Here is a 15,572-nt window from a genome sequence, read left to right as displayed (position 1 = left end):
GCGAAAATACCCCACCAATTCCATTTAGAATGGCAAAAAAATAGTAGAAATAACCGTATATCAGTTATTTCTACTAAGTATTATCTGAGATATTAGTTTTGTCCCAGACTCATTTTATTTTACACTTAGAAGTTAAACTTGTTTCATCACGTTCTATTTTTTTATTTTTTCTGCTTTTGGTGTGGTTTGATAATTATCTTTGACGAACCACAATGCAGCGGCGACTAACAAAATGCCTGATACGACTAAGAAAATTCTTCCAAGATGGAATCCTGGATTAACAGTCATTTCTAAGACGGTTAGTATCATTGATACTAGTAGCAAAATAGATGTTCTTTTTAAGATCATTAGACGTCGACCCCCTTAAACTTTTTTAGTAAAAGAATTATAACAGAAAAGGTTTTAAGTAGGGAAGGAAAAAGCAGTTATCTATTTAGGAAATATTATAAAAATCCCCAAAAAGAAAATGGCTGTACCAATCGATAACATAAGATAGTACACTGATTCCTTTTTAGCTTTGAATGAAATTGTTGCGACTGTAATACCAATAATGAATACTAAAATAGCAAAAAATATTTGCATACTATCATCTCCCTGATGTTGGTAGTCTTTCATTTTAATTATAACTAAGTTAAAATGTATAAGGCTTTTTGTAATAAAATATTTTTAAAAAATTAAGAAGTCAAAATTTAAATGGCAAATTTCCATAATTATCTTTTTCATTTCACGAAATATCCTTATACTAATAAGGGTACTTCTTTTTTTAGGGGAAACGTAAATGGCTGTATTAAAACGAGTTTTTTCAGATAAGGTCTTGTGGATCGCCGGGGCAGCAGCAATCCTCACTTCTATTTTTATAAGTCCGCCGCAGTTAATGGATATCAATTGGAAAACAATTGCTTCACTAACATCTATGATGATCATAATTCAGATATATGATTATTTAGATTTTTTGAAATATTACGCGGCGTACTTAACGCATAAGGCGAAGACCACACGACAGATGATGTTGATGTTAGCTAGTATAGCATTTTTTGGTGCTATGTTTTTGACTAATGATGTTGCAATTCTGACGTTGGTTCCTTTATATTACCAGCTTTCAAAACATTTAAAAATAAATCCGATATTTCCCGTTATTATAATTGCGATGGCGGCCAATCTTGGTAGTATCTTTACACCGTTTGGTAATACACATAACTTGTTCTTGCTGACACACTTTGATCTTGGTATCACACAATTCTTTATTATGTCAGCACCTATAACAATTATCAACTTTTTAGCTATCTTCCTATTAACTAGATTTTTTCCGAAGGATAAGGTTGAGTTGAGTGCTTTACCAACGGTTGAGTTGAATATTCCTAGTTTGAGTTTGACGGTTTTTGTTACCGTCGTAATCTTCTTGGGTATTTTCTCAGTTATTCCAATGTGGGGTTCACTGATTGCCGCAATTTTGTTGGTGATCTTTATAAATCCTCATATATTGGAATCGGTCGATTACTCGATTGTATTAATATTTATGTGCTTCTTCATTGCAGTTGGAAATATCAACCGAGAACCTTCGATTGTTAATCACTTGCATGATTTCATTCAAACAAGAGGTAGCACTTATCTAACATCAATCATTACCAGTCAATTTATTAGTAATGTTCCAACGACCATTTTAGTTTCCAAGTTTTCTAAATACGTTCATGCCATTTTCTTAGGTACAAACATTGGTGGACTGGGTACAGTAGTGGCCTCATTGGCCAATTTATTAGCCTTTAAGCAATATAGATTTTTCTTTAAGGCCAATCCCGGTAAGTATTTAGCAATGTTCAGTGTTATTAACTTTACGATGTTAATAATTATTGGAACAATTGGATATTTCTTAATTGATTTTGGATTGTAAAAATCAGAGCGCAAAAAAACACGTTTAACTTCTGAGTATAACCTAGAATACCCCTGTATTTACGTCAGTAAATGCGGGGGTATTCGTAGTTAAACGGAAGAAGTTGTGTTTTTTTTGCGCGTTTACGCTGCAAATTTAATGAATTTTATAGCTGTATCACAACCTCATTTTTATTAGTTCGATCTCCTATGATATTCTTAAAGAAAACCTTGTAGGGGGATGTATGGAAAAAGTAGAGAAGTTACCTAGCAGCATTAAGACGATTTGGCGAGTGCATGCTGTAATTGAATTTGCTGTGTTTTTAGTCATAGTCTTGGCAGCCGGTTTGATCAAATTTGCTGTACCAGTTAGTATTCGAAATATTTTTGATATTGTAGAATGGTCAATCATTGGGATAGGATTGATTTTATTAATTGTAAGTTTTTTCTGGGTTGTGTATTTATGGAATTTTTGGACCTATTATATTGATGAGCGACAAGTTCAACTACATAGTGGATATTTTTTTAGGAAACAAGTAGTTATTCCGATTGCTAGGGTACAAAATGTGACATTAAAGCAAGGCCCAATTTTACGTTGGAAAAATCTCCAAAAGGTTGTCATTGTTACTGCTGCTGGACAGAGTGAGATAGATGGAATTGAGTCCAAACAAGCTGATAAGTTAAAAGAGACAATTATGAAGCTTGCTCAGGAGGCCAAAAATGACATCTGATCCTAAACATTTGCATCCAGCGGCTATGTTATTTTTCTTCTATAAAGATATAAAAAGTTGGTTGATCCCAGCAATAGTCTTTGTTTTTGCTGTCTACAATCAATCTAAACTATGGTCGATTCTAGGATTAATAGCGGTAGTAGTTTTGATTCTTATTAATGATTTACTTAAATATTTCATGTTCAGTTATCAATTTATGGATGATGAAATTTTGGTTAGAAGTGGTGTTTTTGTAAAAAAGGTAAATCATATTCCATATGACAGAATTCAAAATATCACAGCTAATCAATGGTTCTTCTTAAAACCATTCAAACTGGAAGAATTAGAGATAGAGACCGCCGGTCATTCCGAAGGCCCAGAGGTAAGCTTGGCAGCCGTTCCTGTGGTACTTAAAGATGAACTAAATCAATATCGAAAAAAATTCAGTTCGATAGAAGTTACACAAAATGTTTCACGGGAAACTTTTTCCGATGAATCAGACTCTAAAAGAGCGTCGTATTCAATTACTTGGCGTGAGTTATTGAAGTTCTCTCTAACATCTCCAGCCTTTCTATCAGGATTGTTAGTTGTTCTGGCTTTCTATGGCAAGATACAGCATTCTATTAGTAAACAAGTTTATCAAGCTGCAGCCGACGAATTTGTACACTTGGGATGGCTATTAGTAGCAATTGGATTATTGATTGTTTTATTGGTATTTTATATTGTTTCAGTTTTAGTTTTGATTGCTAAATATTATCATTTCCATTTGGAAAAAGAAGATAACCAATTCGAGATGCAGTATGGATTTTTCAAAACTAAAAGGACTAGTATTTCAAAAAATAGAATTCAGGCCGTTGTTATTAAGCAAACGTTATTGAGACGAATGTTACACATTTCATCGATTAAACTAGTAATTATTTCTAACTCCAAAAAGAACGAAACGGAAAAAGACATTATCATTATGCCGGTTATTGAAACCGACAAATTGAATGGTTTCTTAAAAGAATTTTTCCCGCATATTCCAGTAGATAGACTAAAGTTGGATGAAGCTAATGTTGGAACTTATTATTATGATCTCCGTAATGCAATAATATTCAGTTTAATAACTGATGTAATATTAGGATTAATGGTATTTAAATCATCTATTTGGTTACTGTTGGCGGTAATTATTGCTTCGGCAATATTCTGGTTGCCTTCAGCATATCTGAATGCCAGAAGGGCACGTGTCTCGATAATGAATGATGAGTATGTCTACTTGCAGAATAATCAAGTTACATCAAAAAATTCTTACTTCGTTCCTAAAAATAGTATCCAACTATTAGACCGACGTCAGAGTATTTGGCTGAGTAAGAAGAGATTTGCACATATAAGATTAAGTTGTCGTTCCGGTGTTGGAGAGAGAATTCTAAAAGTTAAATATTTACCACAGAATCAGATTGATAAGGTTGTGGAATGGTATAAGAGAGCGTGATAAAGCACGATTAACTTCTGAGTATAACCTAAAACACCCCCGTATTTACGTAAGTAAATGTGGGGGTGTTTGTAGTTAAACGGAAGAAGTTGTGGTTTGTTGCGCGTTTACGCCGTAAATTCAATAAACTTTATAGTCATATCGCAGATTTCTTTTTAGTGAACAGTTTTAATAATCACCGTCAGCAATTTTTTCCAAAGTATCCTTTGATGGAATAAAGAATAAATTACCAGTGATAGGTGTACTAAAATCTAGTAAACGATCACTCTTTGTGAACATATTTGTAAGCATACGATTTGTAATTGAGAAGTCCTTTGAGTATCCAATGAAATAAGTTCCCTTAATATCTTTAGCAGGTTCTGAATACGGAACATTCATACGTACGATTTTGTGTTCAACACCGCCTTCCTCGTCTTTAGATGCGATATTGTGGGCATTAGGAAGCTTTTCGTCATCATCTAATTCACGGTCGTTGAACTTGTGGCGACCGATGGACTTTTCTTGATCCTCTGTCTTTAAGGCATCCCAAGCGTCCATGTTATGTGTATATTTCTGTGCAAAAGCGTATGATCCATTGACGAACTCTGGATCTTCGTTTTCGTCAATCAAAGTGTAATCCATTGATTCGATACCTGCGGGATTCTCTGTACCATCAATGAAGCCGATGATTGCTCGTCCTTCAAAATATCTGAATCCATGAGTTTCATCTTCAACTGTAGTAATAGGACGAAGTATTCCCATGAATTGATCCATTAGTTCGTAACAAACCGCCATTTTACTGGCACGAACGTGGATAAAGATATCTCCAGGAGTAGAAACAGCTGTATATTTTGGACCTTTTATTTCTTTGAAAGGAGCAAGCTGTTTTGGCTTTGGTGCTTCAGGGAATAAGTAATCCCATGCATCGGAACCAAATCCCCAGGCAATGTGAGCTTGGGCTTCAGGGGCACGAACTCGCATACTATTAATAATTGAATTGGACATGTCCGCAAATTCTGCAATTGCATCCTTTACTTTTGTTTGATCCTCACGTTTTAGCATGAGGGTAGTAAAAATAACACTTTCTCCAGCGTCTTTATAAACATCTTGGGCGCGCTTAATATCAACGGTCATATGATTACCTCCGAGGTTTATTAATGAATATAAATTAAGCTTATCATATTAAGTTGTTGAATATGTGAATAAAAAATTGTGAAATATGAAACTTTATTTTAAATATTAAGGTATTTTTAAAGGAATATTGAAATAAAGTTTCATATGAAGTATGATTTCTTTGTAAACGGTACCAACATTTTAAATACGAGTTTGGAGGGGATTCAAATGAAGTTACGTTTTACAAAGTTCATGGCAGTTTTTGCAAGCTTTGTGGGTTTATTAGCATTACTGATAGGCTATTCAGAAACTGAGGCTAAAGCTGCCGATGCAGTTTCACCAATCAGTAAGGTGGTAACTACAACAGTTTATTCGAAACAAATGCACTTAGATTGGAACTATGACGTTTATTTACCTGCTGGATACAATCCTAATGGTAATAAAAGATATCCGGTTCTATATATGATGCATGGATTATATGGCAATCATCGTAATTTATTGGAGAGATTTAATTCTCAACAAATGTTAGACGGAACTATGAATCGTGCACATCAAAAGGCTATCGTTGTCTTCGTTGATGGATTTAATAGTTTTTATGTCAATCAAAAGGGCGGTCTGAAGATGGAAAATGCCATCATTAAAGACTTAGTACCAACGATTGACAAAACTTATAAAGTATCAAAATCAAAGAAAGATCATGCTGTCGGAGGTATTTCCATGGGTGGTTACGGAGCAGCTAGATTAGCTCTTAAATACCCTAAGTACTTCTCTAAAGCAGTTCTTATCTCACCATCTGTTTGGTATAAGTTACCTAAGGACAATCCAATTAGGAAGGGTATGCATGCCTTTACTGATGGAAAGACTAATTGGTCAGATAAGGTTTACGATGGGTTATTCCCAACAAATTATGTAAATGATAAATCAAGATCAGTTAAGTTCTATGTAGAATCAACATCAGATGATACGACTGTTCCTATTAAGGACGTTAATAAGTTTGTTAAAGAAATGAAGAAAGACAAAGTATCTGTTAAATACGTTAAGGATACTGGTGACAACCACAACTGGGCCTATTGGACTAAGGCAACGCCAAAAGGTTACAACTGGGTTATGAATCAATTTAAATAAAGGGGGGAACTTGAAATGAGTAATAAAGATATCGCAAGTGAAATCCTTAAAAATGTGGGTGGCAAAGATAATGTCACTGCAAACGTTGCTTGTATGACACGTTTGAGATTAGGCATTAAGGATAACGACAAGGTTAATGTAGATGGACTTAAGAGAATTGATGGCGTATTAGCAGTTGTTGAAGCCGATACTCTACAAGTTGTACTGGGACCTGGAAAAGTTAATAAAATAGCAGAACCTTTCGCTGAAATGACAGGAGTAGCATTAGGCAGTGACGAAGATGATGAAGCAACTGTCGCTTCTGACAGTAAAGCTGCTGAATTAAACAATGTTAAAAATATTGCTAGCGAAAATAAGAAGGCTAATAAAGCTAAACATGACAAACCATTACAACGTGGTTTGCAACATATCGCCAATGTCTTCATTCCATTACTGCCTGGTATTATCGCTGCGGGACTTATTAATGGATTAGCTAACGTTATTGATTATCAAACAGGACAAGCTTTTGTTACTGATTGGTGGTATATGACAATCAAGACTCTTGGATGGGGACTATTTACATTCTTACCAATCTTTGTTGGTATGAACGCCGCACGTGAATTCAAGGGTAGTGCAATCCTTGGTGGTATTGGTGGTACTTTGTGTTTAGGAGTTACGATCACAGGATCACCACTTAGCTCTCAAGCCATTGCAATGCCATTTACTAACGCTCCATATACAGTTGGTGTTGGTGGATTGATCACGGCTTTATTTATGGGTATTTTCTTTGCTTGGCTAGAACGTAGTATTAGAAAATTCATGCCTAGTGTTTTAGATACATTCTTCACACCATTATTGACAGTTATTATTGGTTCATTACTAGCTGTTGTCTTCCTACAACCAGTTGGTGCATGGCTAACTACAGCTATTTATGTTGTAATGGACTTCACATATACAAAACTAAGTGTCTTTGGTGGATTTATTCTATCATCAACATTCTTAGCACTTGTTTCAGTTGGTTTACATCAAGCTTTGACACCAATTCATGTTCTATTGAATGACCCAACAGGTCCAACAAAAGGTATCAACTACTTGTTACCAATTTTGATGATGGCCGGTGGTGGTCAAGTTGGTGCTGGATTTGCATTATACTTCAAATCAAAGAACAAGCGTTTCAAGAAAATGGTTATGAGTTCAATTCCAGTTGCAATTCTTGGAGTAGGTGAGCCATTGATGTACGCCGTTACCTTGCCATTAGGACGTGCCTTCATTACTGCATGTATCGGTGCCGGATTTGGTGGTGTTGCTGCATCACTATTCCATCTAGGTGCTGTTTCACAGGGCGTTTCAGGATTGTTTGGATTATTGATCATGCAACCTGGTCAACAAGTTCAATTCTTGATAGCATTGTTCATTGCTTATCTAGGTGGCTTTATTGTTACTTGGTTCTTTGGATTCAATGAAGATCGTATCAACGAAATTTATCCAGAATAAGGAGTAGGTAATGCTAGGATTTTCAGTCTACTTGAATAAGGTACTAGAAAAAGAAGAGTTTAATCAAATTGAAAAATATGCAAAAGCAGGATTCAAAGGAGTATTTACTTCAATAAATCTTCCAGAAGATGATCCTAAAAATTTATTGCATAATTTAGCTGAATTAGGTCAAGTTTGTGAGGCTAACAATCTACATTTAACGTTGGATATTTCATCAGAATCGATGAAACGCTTGAACTTGTCACTAGATCCTGAAGGATTTGAGTCACTGACCGACTTGCATGTGGATATGTTGCGCATTGATGATGGAATTACTAATCAACAAATCGCAGAAGTGTCTAAGAAGTTAAAATTAGCATTGAATGCTAGTACGATCGTTGAATCTGATGTTGACGAGTTAATTCAATATGGAGCTGACTTCGATAATCTTGAAGCCTGGCATAATTATTATCCACGAGTTAATACAGGATTGAGCAATGACTGGTTCTATCAGAAGAATCAGTGGTTAAAGCAAAAGGGATTTACAGTTATGGCTTTCATTCCTGGAGACACAAATTTGCGTGGTCCAGTTCATGCTGGTTTACCTACCTTAGAAGATGATCGATACAATAATCCACTATCTTCAGCAATCAATATGTCACGCTTCGATGTTGACAAAGTCTTTTTAGGTGATCCAGTGATTAAGGATGAAACATTACATCAGTTCGAAGAGTATTATCAAAATAATGTGATTTTGTTGCACGCTAATATCTTGAAGAATGCACCAAGCTATATTACTAAGGTAATGCATCAAAGAGCTGATGTAGCTAGAGATGTGGTCAGATTACGAGAAGGACGTCCATGGAATACTGTTATGATTCCACCAAAGAATACAGTTAAACGTGAACGTGGTGCGATTACTTTAGACAATTCTATTTCCGGACGTTATCAAGGTGAGCTGCAATTATTGAAGCGAGACTTACCTGTAGACAAGACGGTCAATGTTATTGGTCAAATAAGTGATGATGATATTGATTTACTTGACAATTGTGGTGCAAATCAAGCTATTAAGATATGCGAAACAGAAGACGGAGTGAGCTAATATGGATATTAATAAATTGTCCACTGAAAGTCGTAACTCTATGACAACCAATTTGGACTTGATGAGCCCGTTAGAAATTGTTAAGGTTATGAATTCTGAGGATAAAAAAGTCGCTGAAGCTGTGGAGAAAGTTTTACCACAAGTTGCGGAAGCAGTTAAGTTAATTACGAAATCATTCAAAAATAACGGAAGATTATTCTACATGGGTGCTGGTACTAGCGGAAGATTGGGCGTACTAGATGCCGCTGAATGTGTTCCGACCTTTGGAACTGATCCAGAAATGGTTCAAGGACTAATTGCTGGCGGTATGGATGCGATGACTGTGGCAGTTGAAGGTGCCGAGGATAGTGTTGAACTTGGTAAGCAGGACTTGATCGATAGACACTTGACTGATAATGATGTAGTGGTTGGTATTGCTGCAAGTGGTAGGACACCTTATGTTGTTGGAGCGCTTGACTATGCTAAGAGTGTCGGAGCCGGTGCCGTGGCATTGTCATGTAATGATAATGCTGAAATTAGTAATCATGCACAAATAGCTATTGAGGTAGTACCTGGACCAGAGGTATTATCAGGTTCAACACGATTGAAGTCAGGAACAGCTCAAAAAATGATTCTCAACATGCTGTCAACAGCATCTATGGTGGGAATTGGAAAAACTTACGGTAATTTGATGGTTGATGTTAAACCAACTAACGAAAAACTTATTCAAAGATCTAAGAATATAATCATGGATATTACTAAAGTTGATGACCAAACCGCTGGTGAAGCCTTAGTAGCGGCAGGATACTCAGTTAAGATGGCAATAGTTATGATTATGAATTCGGACGATAAATCTAAGGCTGAAAAGAAGCTAAAGGATGCTGACGGTTTCGTTCGCAGAGCAATTAAGTAAGGCGGTTTAGCTAATGGATAACACAATTTTATTGTCAATTCACGCACAGCAAAATATAAATAGCAAAGCTGAGAATATTTTGGGTGATTACATTTTGAATAATGCTCAAATAGTTCCACAGCTGAGTGTTTCGGAATTGGCGAATAAGAGTGGTGTTAGTCAGGCGACCGTAGTCAGATTTGCTAAAAATCTGGGACTTAATGGATTTAAGGAATTAAAAGTCGAATTAGCCAGAGGTACAAGTAGCTCAATTACAAGCTTATCAAGTGAAATTTCAGCTACTGATACGCTTGATGAATTAAAACAAAAAATGTCTCTCAGAGTTCAACATTCAATCGATGTAACTAATAAAGGTTTGAAGACTGAATTGGTTGATAAAACTGTGGATGAATTACAAAATCACGATGTTATTCAAGCCTATGGGTTAGGCGCATCAGGATTAGTTGCACGGGATTTTACTCAAAAGTTTTCGCGGATTGGAAAAACTGTCATCAATACAGATGACACACATCAATTTGCGGTTAACTTGTTGACACAAACATCCTCCCAGATATTGATCCTGTTTTCTGATTCTGGTGAATCTAAAGAAACCGTCAAAATAGGCAATTTAGCAGTTAAAAACAATGTACCGATAGTTGGTGTCACTTCTAACAAAGAGAGTAGTTTGGCTAAGATATCTGATATTTTATTGCCAACCAGTGATTCTATGCCGCGTGATCAAATCCGATCTGCTGCAACGACATCATTGATGAGTCAGTTGTATGCGGTGGATTTAATTTATTATTGTTACTTACAACGAGACTATGATACTAATGTACGGAAACTGAAAGAATCTCATGAATTGGTTGATGAAATATTTCATAAAGGAAGTAAGAAATAATGTTTAATTTTTTTAAGAAACATAAGGATTTGCCAGCTTGGGATGCAAAAACGTTTTTGTCACCTGCAGATGGTGAAGTGATCCCAATTGAAAAGGTAAATGATCCAGTATTCTCCCAAAAGGCTATGGGAGATGGCTTCGGATTAAATCCAACATCTAATGATATTTATAGTCCAGTTTCAGGGACAGTGACTATGGTTGCTGGAACTAAACATGGAATCGGTATTTCAACTGGTGACAGTGAGGAATTGCTGGTACACATGGGGATTGATACCGTTGAGTTGAAGGGCAAACCTTTTAATATCTTAGTGTCTCAAGGAGATAATATTTCTGCGGGACAAAAGATTGCTGAAATGAATTTGGATGAAGTGAAGGCTTCTGGCAAGGAAACCACTATTATTGTTGCTGTAACTAATTCGGCTGAGAACGATTGGCAAGTCTCTCTTGAAAAAGAAGGTAAGGTTAATCACTCGGAATTGGTAGCCAAATTGTAAATATGAAGAAAGTCTGACTGATGTCAGGCTTTTTTTGTTAAAAAGTTAAATTACATAAAATAAAATTGTTGAATTTGTCAACAATTTGCACAATAATGAGCGATAATAAATAATGTAATATATTCGAAGGGAAGCAATTAAATATGTGTACAAGTATTAGTTATGAATCACTCGATGGATCAAAGTTTTTGTCCAGAACAATGGACTTTGCCTTTGAATTAAATGGTCAACCTACCTTCTTACCTAGAGACTATGATTGGGTTTCATCATTTGACGACAAAACTTACCAAACAAATTATGCAATTATGGGTACAGGTGCCAAGTATGGCAAGAATTACATGGTAGCTGATGGTTTCAATGAATATGGACTATCTGCTGCTGAGTTGTATTTCCCTCATCAATATGTGTATGACGAAAAAACAACTGAAGGTGCTATTAATTTGGTTTCAGAAGAATTCATTCTTTGGGCACTTGGAAATAATAAGACTATCGATGAACTACGTGATAATCTATCAAAGGTTCATGTTATTGAATCAGATAAGGGTGTTATGGGAGCTAATCAACCATTGCATTGGATTTTTAGTGACCTATCTGGAGCAACTTACATTATTGAACCAGAAGGTGATGGCCTAGTTCTTGAAGAAGACAAGATTGGTGTTATGACTAATACTCCTGATTTTGATTGGCATAGAACTAATTTGGCTAATTATTTAGGTGCATCAGTTAATAACTTTGATTCTGCACAATTTGGGGATGAAGAGATAACACGCTTAGGACAAAATGGTACGTTTAGATTACCAGGTGGATATACTGCCGTTGATCGTTTTGTTAGAACAGCCTTCAATCGAACTCATATTGAAAAAGCTAAAGATGCTGATGAAGCAGTAACAACGATTCTACATATTTTGGATAGTGTTGTTGTGCCTAAGGGTGTGAATATTGGTGACCGTGGTCCTAGTTATACTCAATACCAAGCAATTCTTGATATAACTAATAAGAAGATGTACTACGTACCTTATTCAAATCAAACAGTTTTTGAAGTTACTATGACAGATGATTTGATTGAAAATCAAACTACTCCTAAAGAATTTGATCTTCCGATGAAGCAAAGCTTTGCTTCACTAGATGAACAAGTTGAAGAAACTAAATAGAATTAAAGCTTAAGTTTAAGATCTCCACTATTGTGGGGGTCTTTTTTTATTATTTTTTATGATAGCGTTTACAAATAAAAAGCAATGATATATAATTTAACACGTAAAGACGTCATAACGTCCTAATCACTTAGGGAAAATAAGGGGGAATAGAAATGGATTCAAATGATGAGCTAGCAAAAAAGCTATTATCGCTGATGGGTGGAAAAGATAATATTATTTCAATGACACATTGTGCTACTAGATTGCGTCCTACGATTGAAAATCGTGAAATCGTAAACGTTAAAGAGATAGATAACTTGGACGGAGTAACTGGTGTCGTAAATAAAGATGCAGGCCTACAGATAGTAATAGGAACCAATGTTGGTGACATTTATGATGCATTTATGAAAATATGGCAGCCTAAAGAAAAAGAAACGGTTAATAATGATTCTTCCAAAACTAATAAACATAGCCTTTTAAATTCGTTTGTTGAATTGGTAGTAAGCATATTTTCTCCATTACTTCCTGTTCTTGCAGGTTCAGGTTTATTGAGAGGTTTTACTATTTTAGCTAATGAAATAGGTTGGTTACCAGAAAAAAGTACAACAAACTTAGTTTTAACTTTAGCGGCAACATCAGTTTTCTATTTCTTACCATTAATGGTTGCAATTACCACTGCTAGAAGGTTTAAAACTAGTCCTTATATTGCGGTTGCAATATTGGGAGCATTAATAATGCCAGATTTTATTAACTTGATCAAAGGTGACGGAGGAAATATGGTTACCTTTATGGGATTATCTATTCCTGTTTTTAATTATACGAGTCAAGTCATTCCAGCAATTTTAACAACGTGGATACAATCCGTCATGGAACATTTCATGAAGAAGAGACTTCCTAGCAGTCTTCATATGGTGGTTATCCCAACCGTTTTATTGCTTATATTAGTGCCATTTACGGCAGGCATTGTTGGTCCATTAGGAAACTATATAAGTATTGGAATTGCAAATGGTGTCAATTATCTTTTGAATATCAATCAAGTAGTTACTGGAGCCTTAATAGGTGGTATTTGGAACGTATTAATAATGTTTGGGGTCCATTGGGCACCTAATACAATGGTTGTTATTCCAGAAATAGCTAAGACAGGTAAGTCAGCAATTATTGCATATGCTGCTAATGCTAATTTTGGTATGGCTGGAGCTGCTTTTGCCATTTTCTTGAGAAGCAAAAACAGAAAACTTCAAAACTTTTCATTAACTGCAATTACTTCTGTTCTATTATCAGGAATTGTTGAACCAGCAATATATGGATTAGGAGTGAAATATAAAACGCCTTTAGTGACCGGGTGTATCGGAGCTGCTCTTGGAGGAGCATTTATGGGAATATTTGGTGTTACCGGTAATGCATTTGTTTTTGGTGGATTAACAACTATCCCTGCGTTTGCGGGTCCAACGCTTTGGGCATATGTCGTTGGTTTAGCTATTTCTTTCATAGCTGGATTGATATTAACGCTAGTTATAGGGATAAAGGACCCGGAAGCAAAAATGTCCAAATAAATTTCAAATGAGGTATTTATAATGAATTTAAAAAGAAATATAAAAGGTATTTTAGGATTAGCTGCAATTGGGGATGCCATGGGTTCGGCAACTGAAAACATGTCATTTAATCAAATTAGAAGAGAGTTTGGTGGACCACTGTCAGAATTGAAGAAACCTGGGAAGACGGCTTTTGCTCTTGGTAATGAGGCTGGTCAAGTTACTGATGATTTTTCACAGATTTATTTTTTAAGTAAAGCAATTTTGAAAAATGATGGTGTTTTGAATAAGGATATTGTTATAAAGGCAATTTTAGATTGGTCAAACGTTTCTTGGTACTTTGATAGATTTGCGGGGCCAACTACTCGCGGTGCTATTGCGATGTACAAAAATCCAAATCATAAAATGCAACCGTTAAAGGGTGCAGTTACAGTGGATTATGCATCTAAGGCTACAAATGGAGCAGCAATGAAAATAGCTCCTGCTGGAATCTTACATCCTGATGATATTGAAGAGGCTATAAAAGCTGCTATAACAATAACGCAGGTAACACATGATAATTCACTTGCAATTTCAGGTGCTAGTGCAGTAGCTGCTGCAACAAGTGCGTCTCTGGCAGAGTATTCTACTATGGATGATGTATTAAGCGCTGGATTGTATGGAGCTGTTAGAGGTAATAATCTAGGTAATGTTCTTTCCCGTGAGGTAGCTGGACCTAGTGTTGTTAAACGTATACAATTGGCTTATAGTATTGCGAATGGTACAGGATCAAGAGAAGAAAGATTAGAGAAATTATCACAGGTTGTTGGTAGTGGGTTGCATATTTCCGAGGCGGTTCCCTGTGCATTTGGAATTATTGCGTTGAATAATGATGATCCATTACAAGCGGTAATAGATGCTGTTAATGTTGGGTATGATACAGATACTATTGCAACTATAGTAGGCTCAATGGTTGGTGCGTTTATAGATATAGATAATTCTAAGTTTAATTCTCTACTTGAAACCATTCAAAAAGCCAACGATTTTAATATAACTGAATTGGCTAATTCCTTAGCGAATGTGGTGGAAAAAAGTGAGAGAGAACAACGTTAAGTATCTGGCTATTTACGAAGAACTAAAACAAGGGATAATTAATGGAAACTACTCAGTGGGTAGTTTATTTCCCGCTGAACCTGATCTTCAAAAAAGATTTAATGTAAGTCGCATTACGGTTAGACATGCAGTTAAATTACTTGTTGATGAAGGTTATTTACAACGTATACATGGTATTGGAACTATTGTTATAAGTAATAAAGAATCATTACAATTACAAACATTATTAAGCTTTTCAGAGGAAAATGGTGCTAATAATGTAAGTTCTACTTTAATAGATTTTGAAAAAAATGTTCCTGCTGATACAATGGTTTGTTCGCAATTGGATTTACCTACTGGTGCCGTTGTTAGTAAACAGGATAGACTACGTTGGATTGATAATGCGCCTATAAGTTTTCAACGGGTTTACTGTCCATCCTTTATTGATTTATCTGCGGAGGAGTTAAAAGCACCTGACGTTTCTTTGTATCATTTATTTAGAAAAAAAGGTTTTGTTGTTACTAATGCAAATGAAACCATTGAGTCAGTAATTGCCGATAAAAAAGTTTCTGGTTATTTACGAGTAAATGAAAGTGACCCTCTTTTATATGTACAACGTGTTACAAGAGATCAAAGAGGCCGCTTAGTTGAATATGCTCAAATTTTTTATCGCGGAGATAGGTATAGATATAATGTACAACTACAAGTTCCATAGTTAGTTGTTTGAGATTTCTATTCAGTTAGAGAGGTAT

At 35.6% G+C, this 15,572-nt stretch carries 16 protein-coding genes; 13 read left to right on the top strand and 3 right to left on the bottom strand.

Translation table 11 applies throughout. The features are described 5' to 3' along the window. Positions 1-153 precede the first annotated feature (153 nt). Both EKM79_RS08595 and EKM79_RS12250 read right to left on the bottom strand, forming a co-directional pair. Positions 154-348: a hypothetical protein gene (locus EKM79_RS08595; RefSeq protein WP_125567894.1), complete on the bottom strand. Its 195-nt coding sequence runs from the start codon at positions 346-348 to the stop codon at positions 154-156. Positions 349-429: 81 nt separating this feature from the next. Beyond that, complete coding sequence (locus EKM79_RS12250; protein WP_164506048.1) at positions 430-582, bottom strand: DUF6095 family protein; 153 nt, start codon at positions 580-582, stop codon at positions 430-432. 196 nt (positions 583-778) lie between these two features. On the opposite strand from EKM79_RS12250, the gene EKM79_RS08590 reads away from it, so the two are divergent. From EKM79_RS08590 to EKM79_RS08580, 3 genes are all read left to right on the top strand, one after another. Beyond that, positions 779-1,888 (top strand): SLC13 family permease, encoded by a 1,110-nt coding sequence (locus EKM79_RS08590; protein WP_125567893.1) that lies wholly within the window; start codon positions 779-781, stop codon positions 1,886-1,888. Between the two features lie 223 nt (positions 1,889-2,111). Then, the gene (locus EKM79_RS08585; protein WP_125567891.1) at positions 2,112-2,597 is read left to right on the top strand and encodes a PH domain-containing protein; all 486 of its coding nucleotides are present in this window, start codon (positions 2,112-2,114) and stop codon (positions 2,595-2,597) included. Further along, positions 2,587-4,047: a PH domain-containing protein gene (locus EKM79_RS08580; protein WP_125567889.1), complete on the top strand. Its 1,461-nt coding sequence runs from the start codon at positions 2,587-2,589 to the stop codon at positions 4,045-4,047. The genes EKM79_RS08585 and EKM79_RS08580 overlap by 11 nt, the downstream gene beginning before the upstream one ends. 168 nt (positions 4,048-4,215) lie before the next feature. Here EKM79_RS08580 and EKM79_RS08575 read toward each other — a convergent pair whose 3' ends face one another. Further along, entirely contained in the window at positions 4,216-5,160 is a 945-nt protein-coding gene (locus EKM79_RS08575) for a Dyp-type peroxidase (RefSeq protein WP_125567887.1), read from the bottom strand. Between the two features lie 207 nt (positions 5,161-5,367). On the opposite strand from EKM79_RS08575, the gene EKM79_RS08570 reads away from it, so the two are divergent. From EKM79_RS08570 to EKM79_RS08525, 10 genes are all read left to right on the top strand, one after another. Further along, complete coding sequence (locus EKM79_RS08570) at positions 5,368-6,264, top strand: alpha/beta hydrolase (RefSeq protein WP_125567885.1); 897 nt, start codon at positions 5,368-5,370, stop codon at positions 6,262-6,264. A 15-nt stretch (positions 6,265-6,279) separates the two neighbouring features. After that, a complete protein-coding gene (locus tag EKM79_RS08565) occupies positions 6,280-7,737 on the top strand; it encodes a PTS transporter subunit EIIC (RefSeq protein WP_125567883.1) in 1,458 nt (485 codons plus the stop codon). 10 nt (positions 7,738-7,747) lie between these two features. After that, positions 7,748-8,818 carry a MupG family TIM beta-alpha barrel fold protein gene (locus tag EKM79_RS08560; protein WP_125567881.1) on the top strand — a complete coding sequence of 357 codons (1,071 nt, stop codon included), beginning with the start codon at positions 7,748-7,750 and terminating at the stop codon, positions 8,816-8,818. 1 nt (position 8,819) lies between these two features. Beyond that, the gene (gene murQ / locus EKM79_RS08555; protein WP_125567879.1) at positions 8,820-9,710 is read left to right on the top strand and encodes an N-acetylmuramic acid 6-phosphate etherase; all 891 of its coding nucleotides are present in this window, start codon (positions 8,820-8,822) and stop codon (positions 9,708-9,710) included. 13 nt (positions 9,711-9,723) lie between these two features. Further along, positions 9,724-10,590 (top strand): MurR/RpiR family transcriptional regulator, encoded by an 867-nt coding sequence (locus tag EKM79_RS08550; protein WP_125567877.1) that lies wholly within the window; start codon positions 9,724-9,726, stop codon positions 10,588-10,590. Then, complete coding sequence (locus EKM79_RS08545; protein ID WP_125567875.1) at positions 10,590-11,084, top strand: PTS sugar transporter subunit IIA; 495 nt, start codon at positions 10,590-10,592, stop codon at positions 11,082-11,084. Before EKM79_RS08550 ends, EKM79_RS08545 begins: the two co-directional genes overlap by 1 nt. A 143-nt stretch (positions 11,085-11,227) precedes the next feature. After that, a complete protein-coding gene (locus tag EKM79_RS08540; protein ID WP_125567873.1) occupies positions 11,228-12,235 on the top strand; it encodes a choloylglycine hydrolase family protein in 1,008 nt (335 codons plus the stop codon). Positions 12,236-12,390: 155 nt separating this feature from the next. Next, complete coding sequence (locus EKM79_RS08535; protein ID WP_125567870.1) at positions 12,391-13,770, top strand: PTS transporter subunit EIIC; 1,380 nt, start codon at positions 12,391-12,393, stop codon at positions 13,768-13,770. A 21-nt stretch (positions 13,771-13,791) separates the two neighbouring features. After that, complete coding sequence (locus tag EKM79_RS08530; RefSeq protein ID WP_125567869.1) at positions 13,792-14,841, top strand: ADP-ribosylglycohydrolase family protein; 1,050 nt, start codon at positions 13,792-13,794, stop codon at positions 14,839-14,841. Beyond that, entirely contained in the window at positions 14,822-15,535 is a 714-nt protein-coding gene (locus EKM79_RS08525) for a GntR family transcriptional regulator (RefSeq protein WP_125567867.1), read from the top strand. The genes EKM79_RS08530 and EKM79_RS08525 overlap by 20 nt, the downstream gene beginning before the upstream one ends. Positions 15,536-15,572 lie beyond the last annotated feature (37 nt).

This window comes from Companilactobacillus insicii (assembly GCF_003946015.1).
Lineage (GTDB): Bacteria > Bacillota > Bacilli > Lactobacillales > Lactobacillaceae > Companilactobacillus > Companilactobacillus insicii.
The sequence above is the reverse complement of the archived record's forward strand: the minus strand, read 5'-3'. Positions and strand labels throughout refer to the sequence as shown.

Coding starts and splice junctions, on each gene's coding strand:
- EKM79_RS08595 (WP_125567894.1), bottom strand. CDS start 348: ATGATCTTAAAAAGAACATCTATTTTGCTACTAGTATCAATGATACTA.
- EKM79_RS08585 (WP_125567891.1), top strand. CDS start 2,112: ATGGAAAAAGTAGAGAAGTTACCTAGCAGCATTAAGACGATTTGGCGA.
- EKM79_RS08565 (WP_125567883.1), top strand. CDS start 6,280: ATGAGTAATAAAGATATCGCAAGTGAAATCCTTAAAAATGTGGGTGGC.
- EKM79_RS08575 (WP_125567887.1), bottom strand. CDS start 5,160: ATGACCGTTGATATTAAGCGCGCCCAAGATGTTTATAAAGACGCTGGA.
- EKM79_RS08590 (WP_125567893.1), top strand. CDS start 779: ATGGCTGTATTAAAACGAGTTTTTTCAGATAAGGTCTTGTGGATCGCC.
- EKM79_RS12250 (WP_164506048.1), bottom strand. CDS start 582: ATGCAAATATTTTTTGCTATTTTAGTATTCATTATTGGTATTACAGTC.
- murQ (WP_125567879.1), top strand. CDS start 8,820: ATGGATATTAATAAATTGTCCACTGAAAGTCGTAACTCTATGACAACC.
- EKM79_RS08550 (WP_125567877.1), top strand. CDS start 9,724: ATGGATAACACAATTTTATTGTCAATTCACGCACAGCAAAATATAAAT.
- EKM79_RS08560 (WP_125567881.1), top strand. CDS start 7,748: ATGCTAGGATTTTCAGTCTACTTGAATAAGGTACTAGAAAAAGAAGAG.
- EKM79_RS08530 (WP_125567869.1), top strand. CDS start 13,792: ATGAATTTAAAAAGAAATATAAAAGGTATTTTAGGATTAGCTGCAATT.
- EKM79_RS08540 (WP_125567873.1), top strand. CDS start 11,228: ATGTGTACAAGTATTAGTTATGAATCACTCGATGGATCAAAGTTTTTG.
- EKM79_RS08570 (WP_125567885.1), top strand. CDS start 5,368: ATGAAGTTACGTTTTACAAAGTTCATGGCAGTTTTTGCAAGCTTTGTG.
- EKM79_RS08545 (WP_125567875.1), top strand. CDS start 10,590: ATGTTTAATTTTTTTAAGAAACATAAGGATTTGCCAGCTTGGGATGCA.
- EKM79_RS08535 (WP_125567870.1), top strand. CDS start 12,391: ATGGATTCAAATGATGAGCTAGCAAAAAAGCTATTATCGCTGATGGGT.
- EKM79_RS08580 (WP_125567889.1), top strand. CDS start 2,587: ATGACATCTGATCCTAAACATTTGCATCCAGCGGCTATGTTATTTTTC.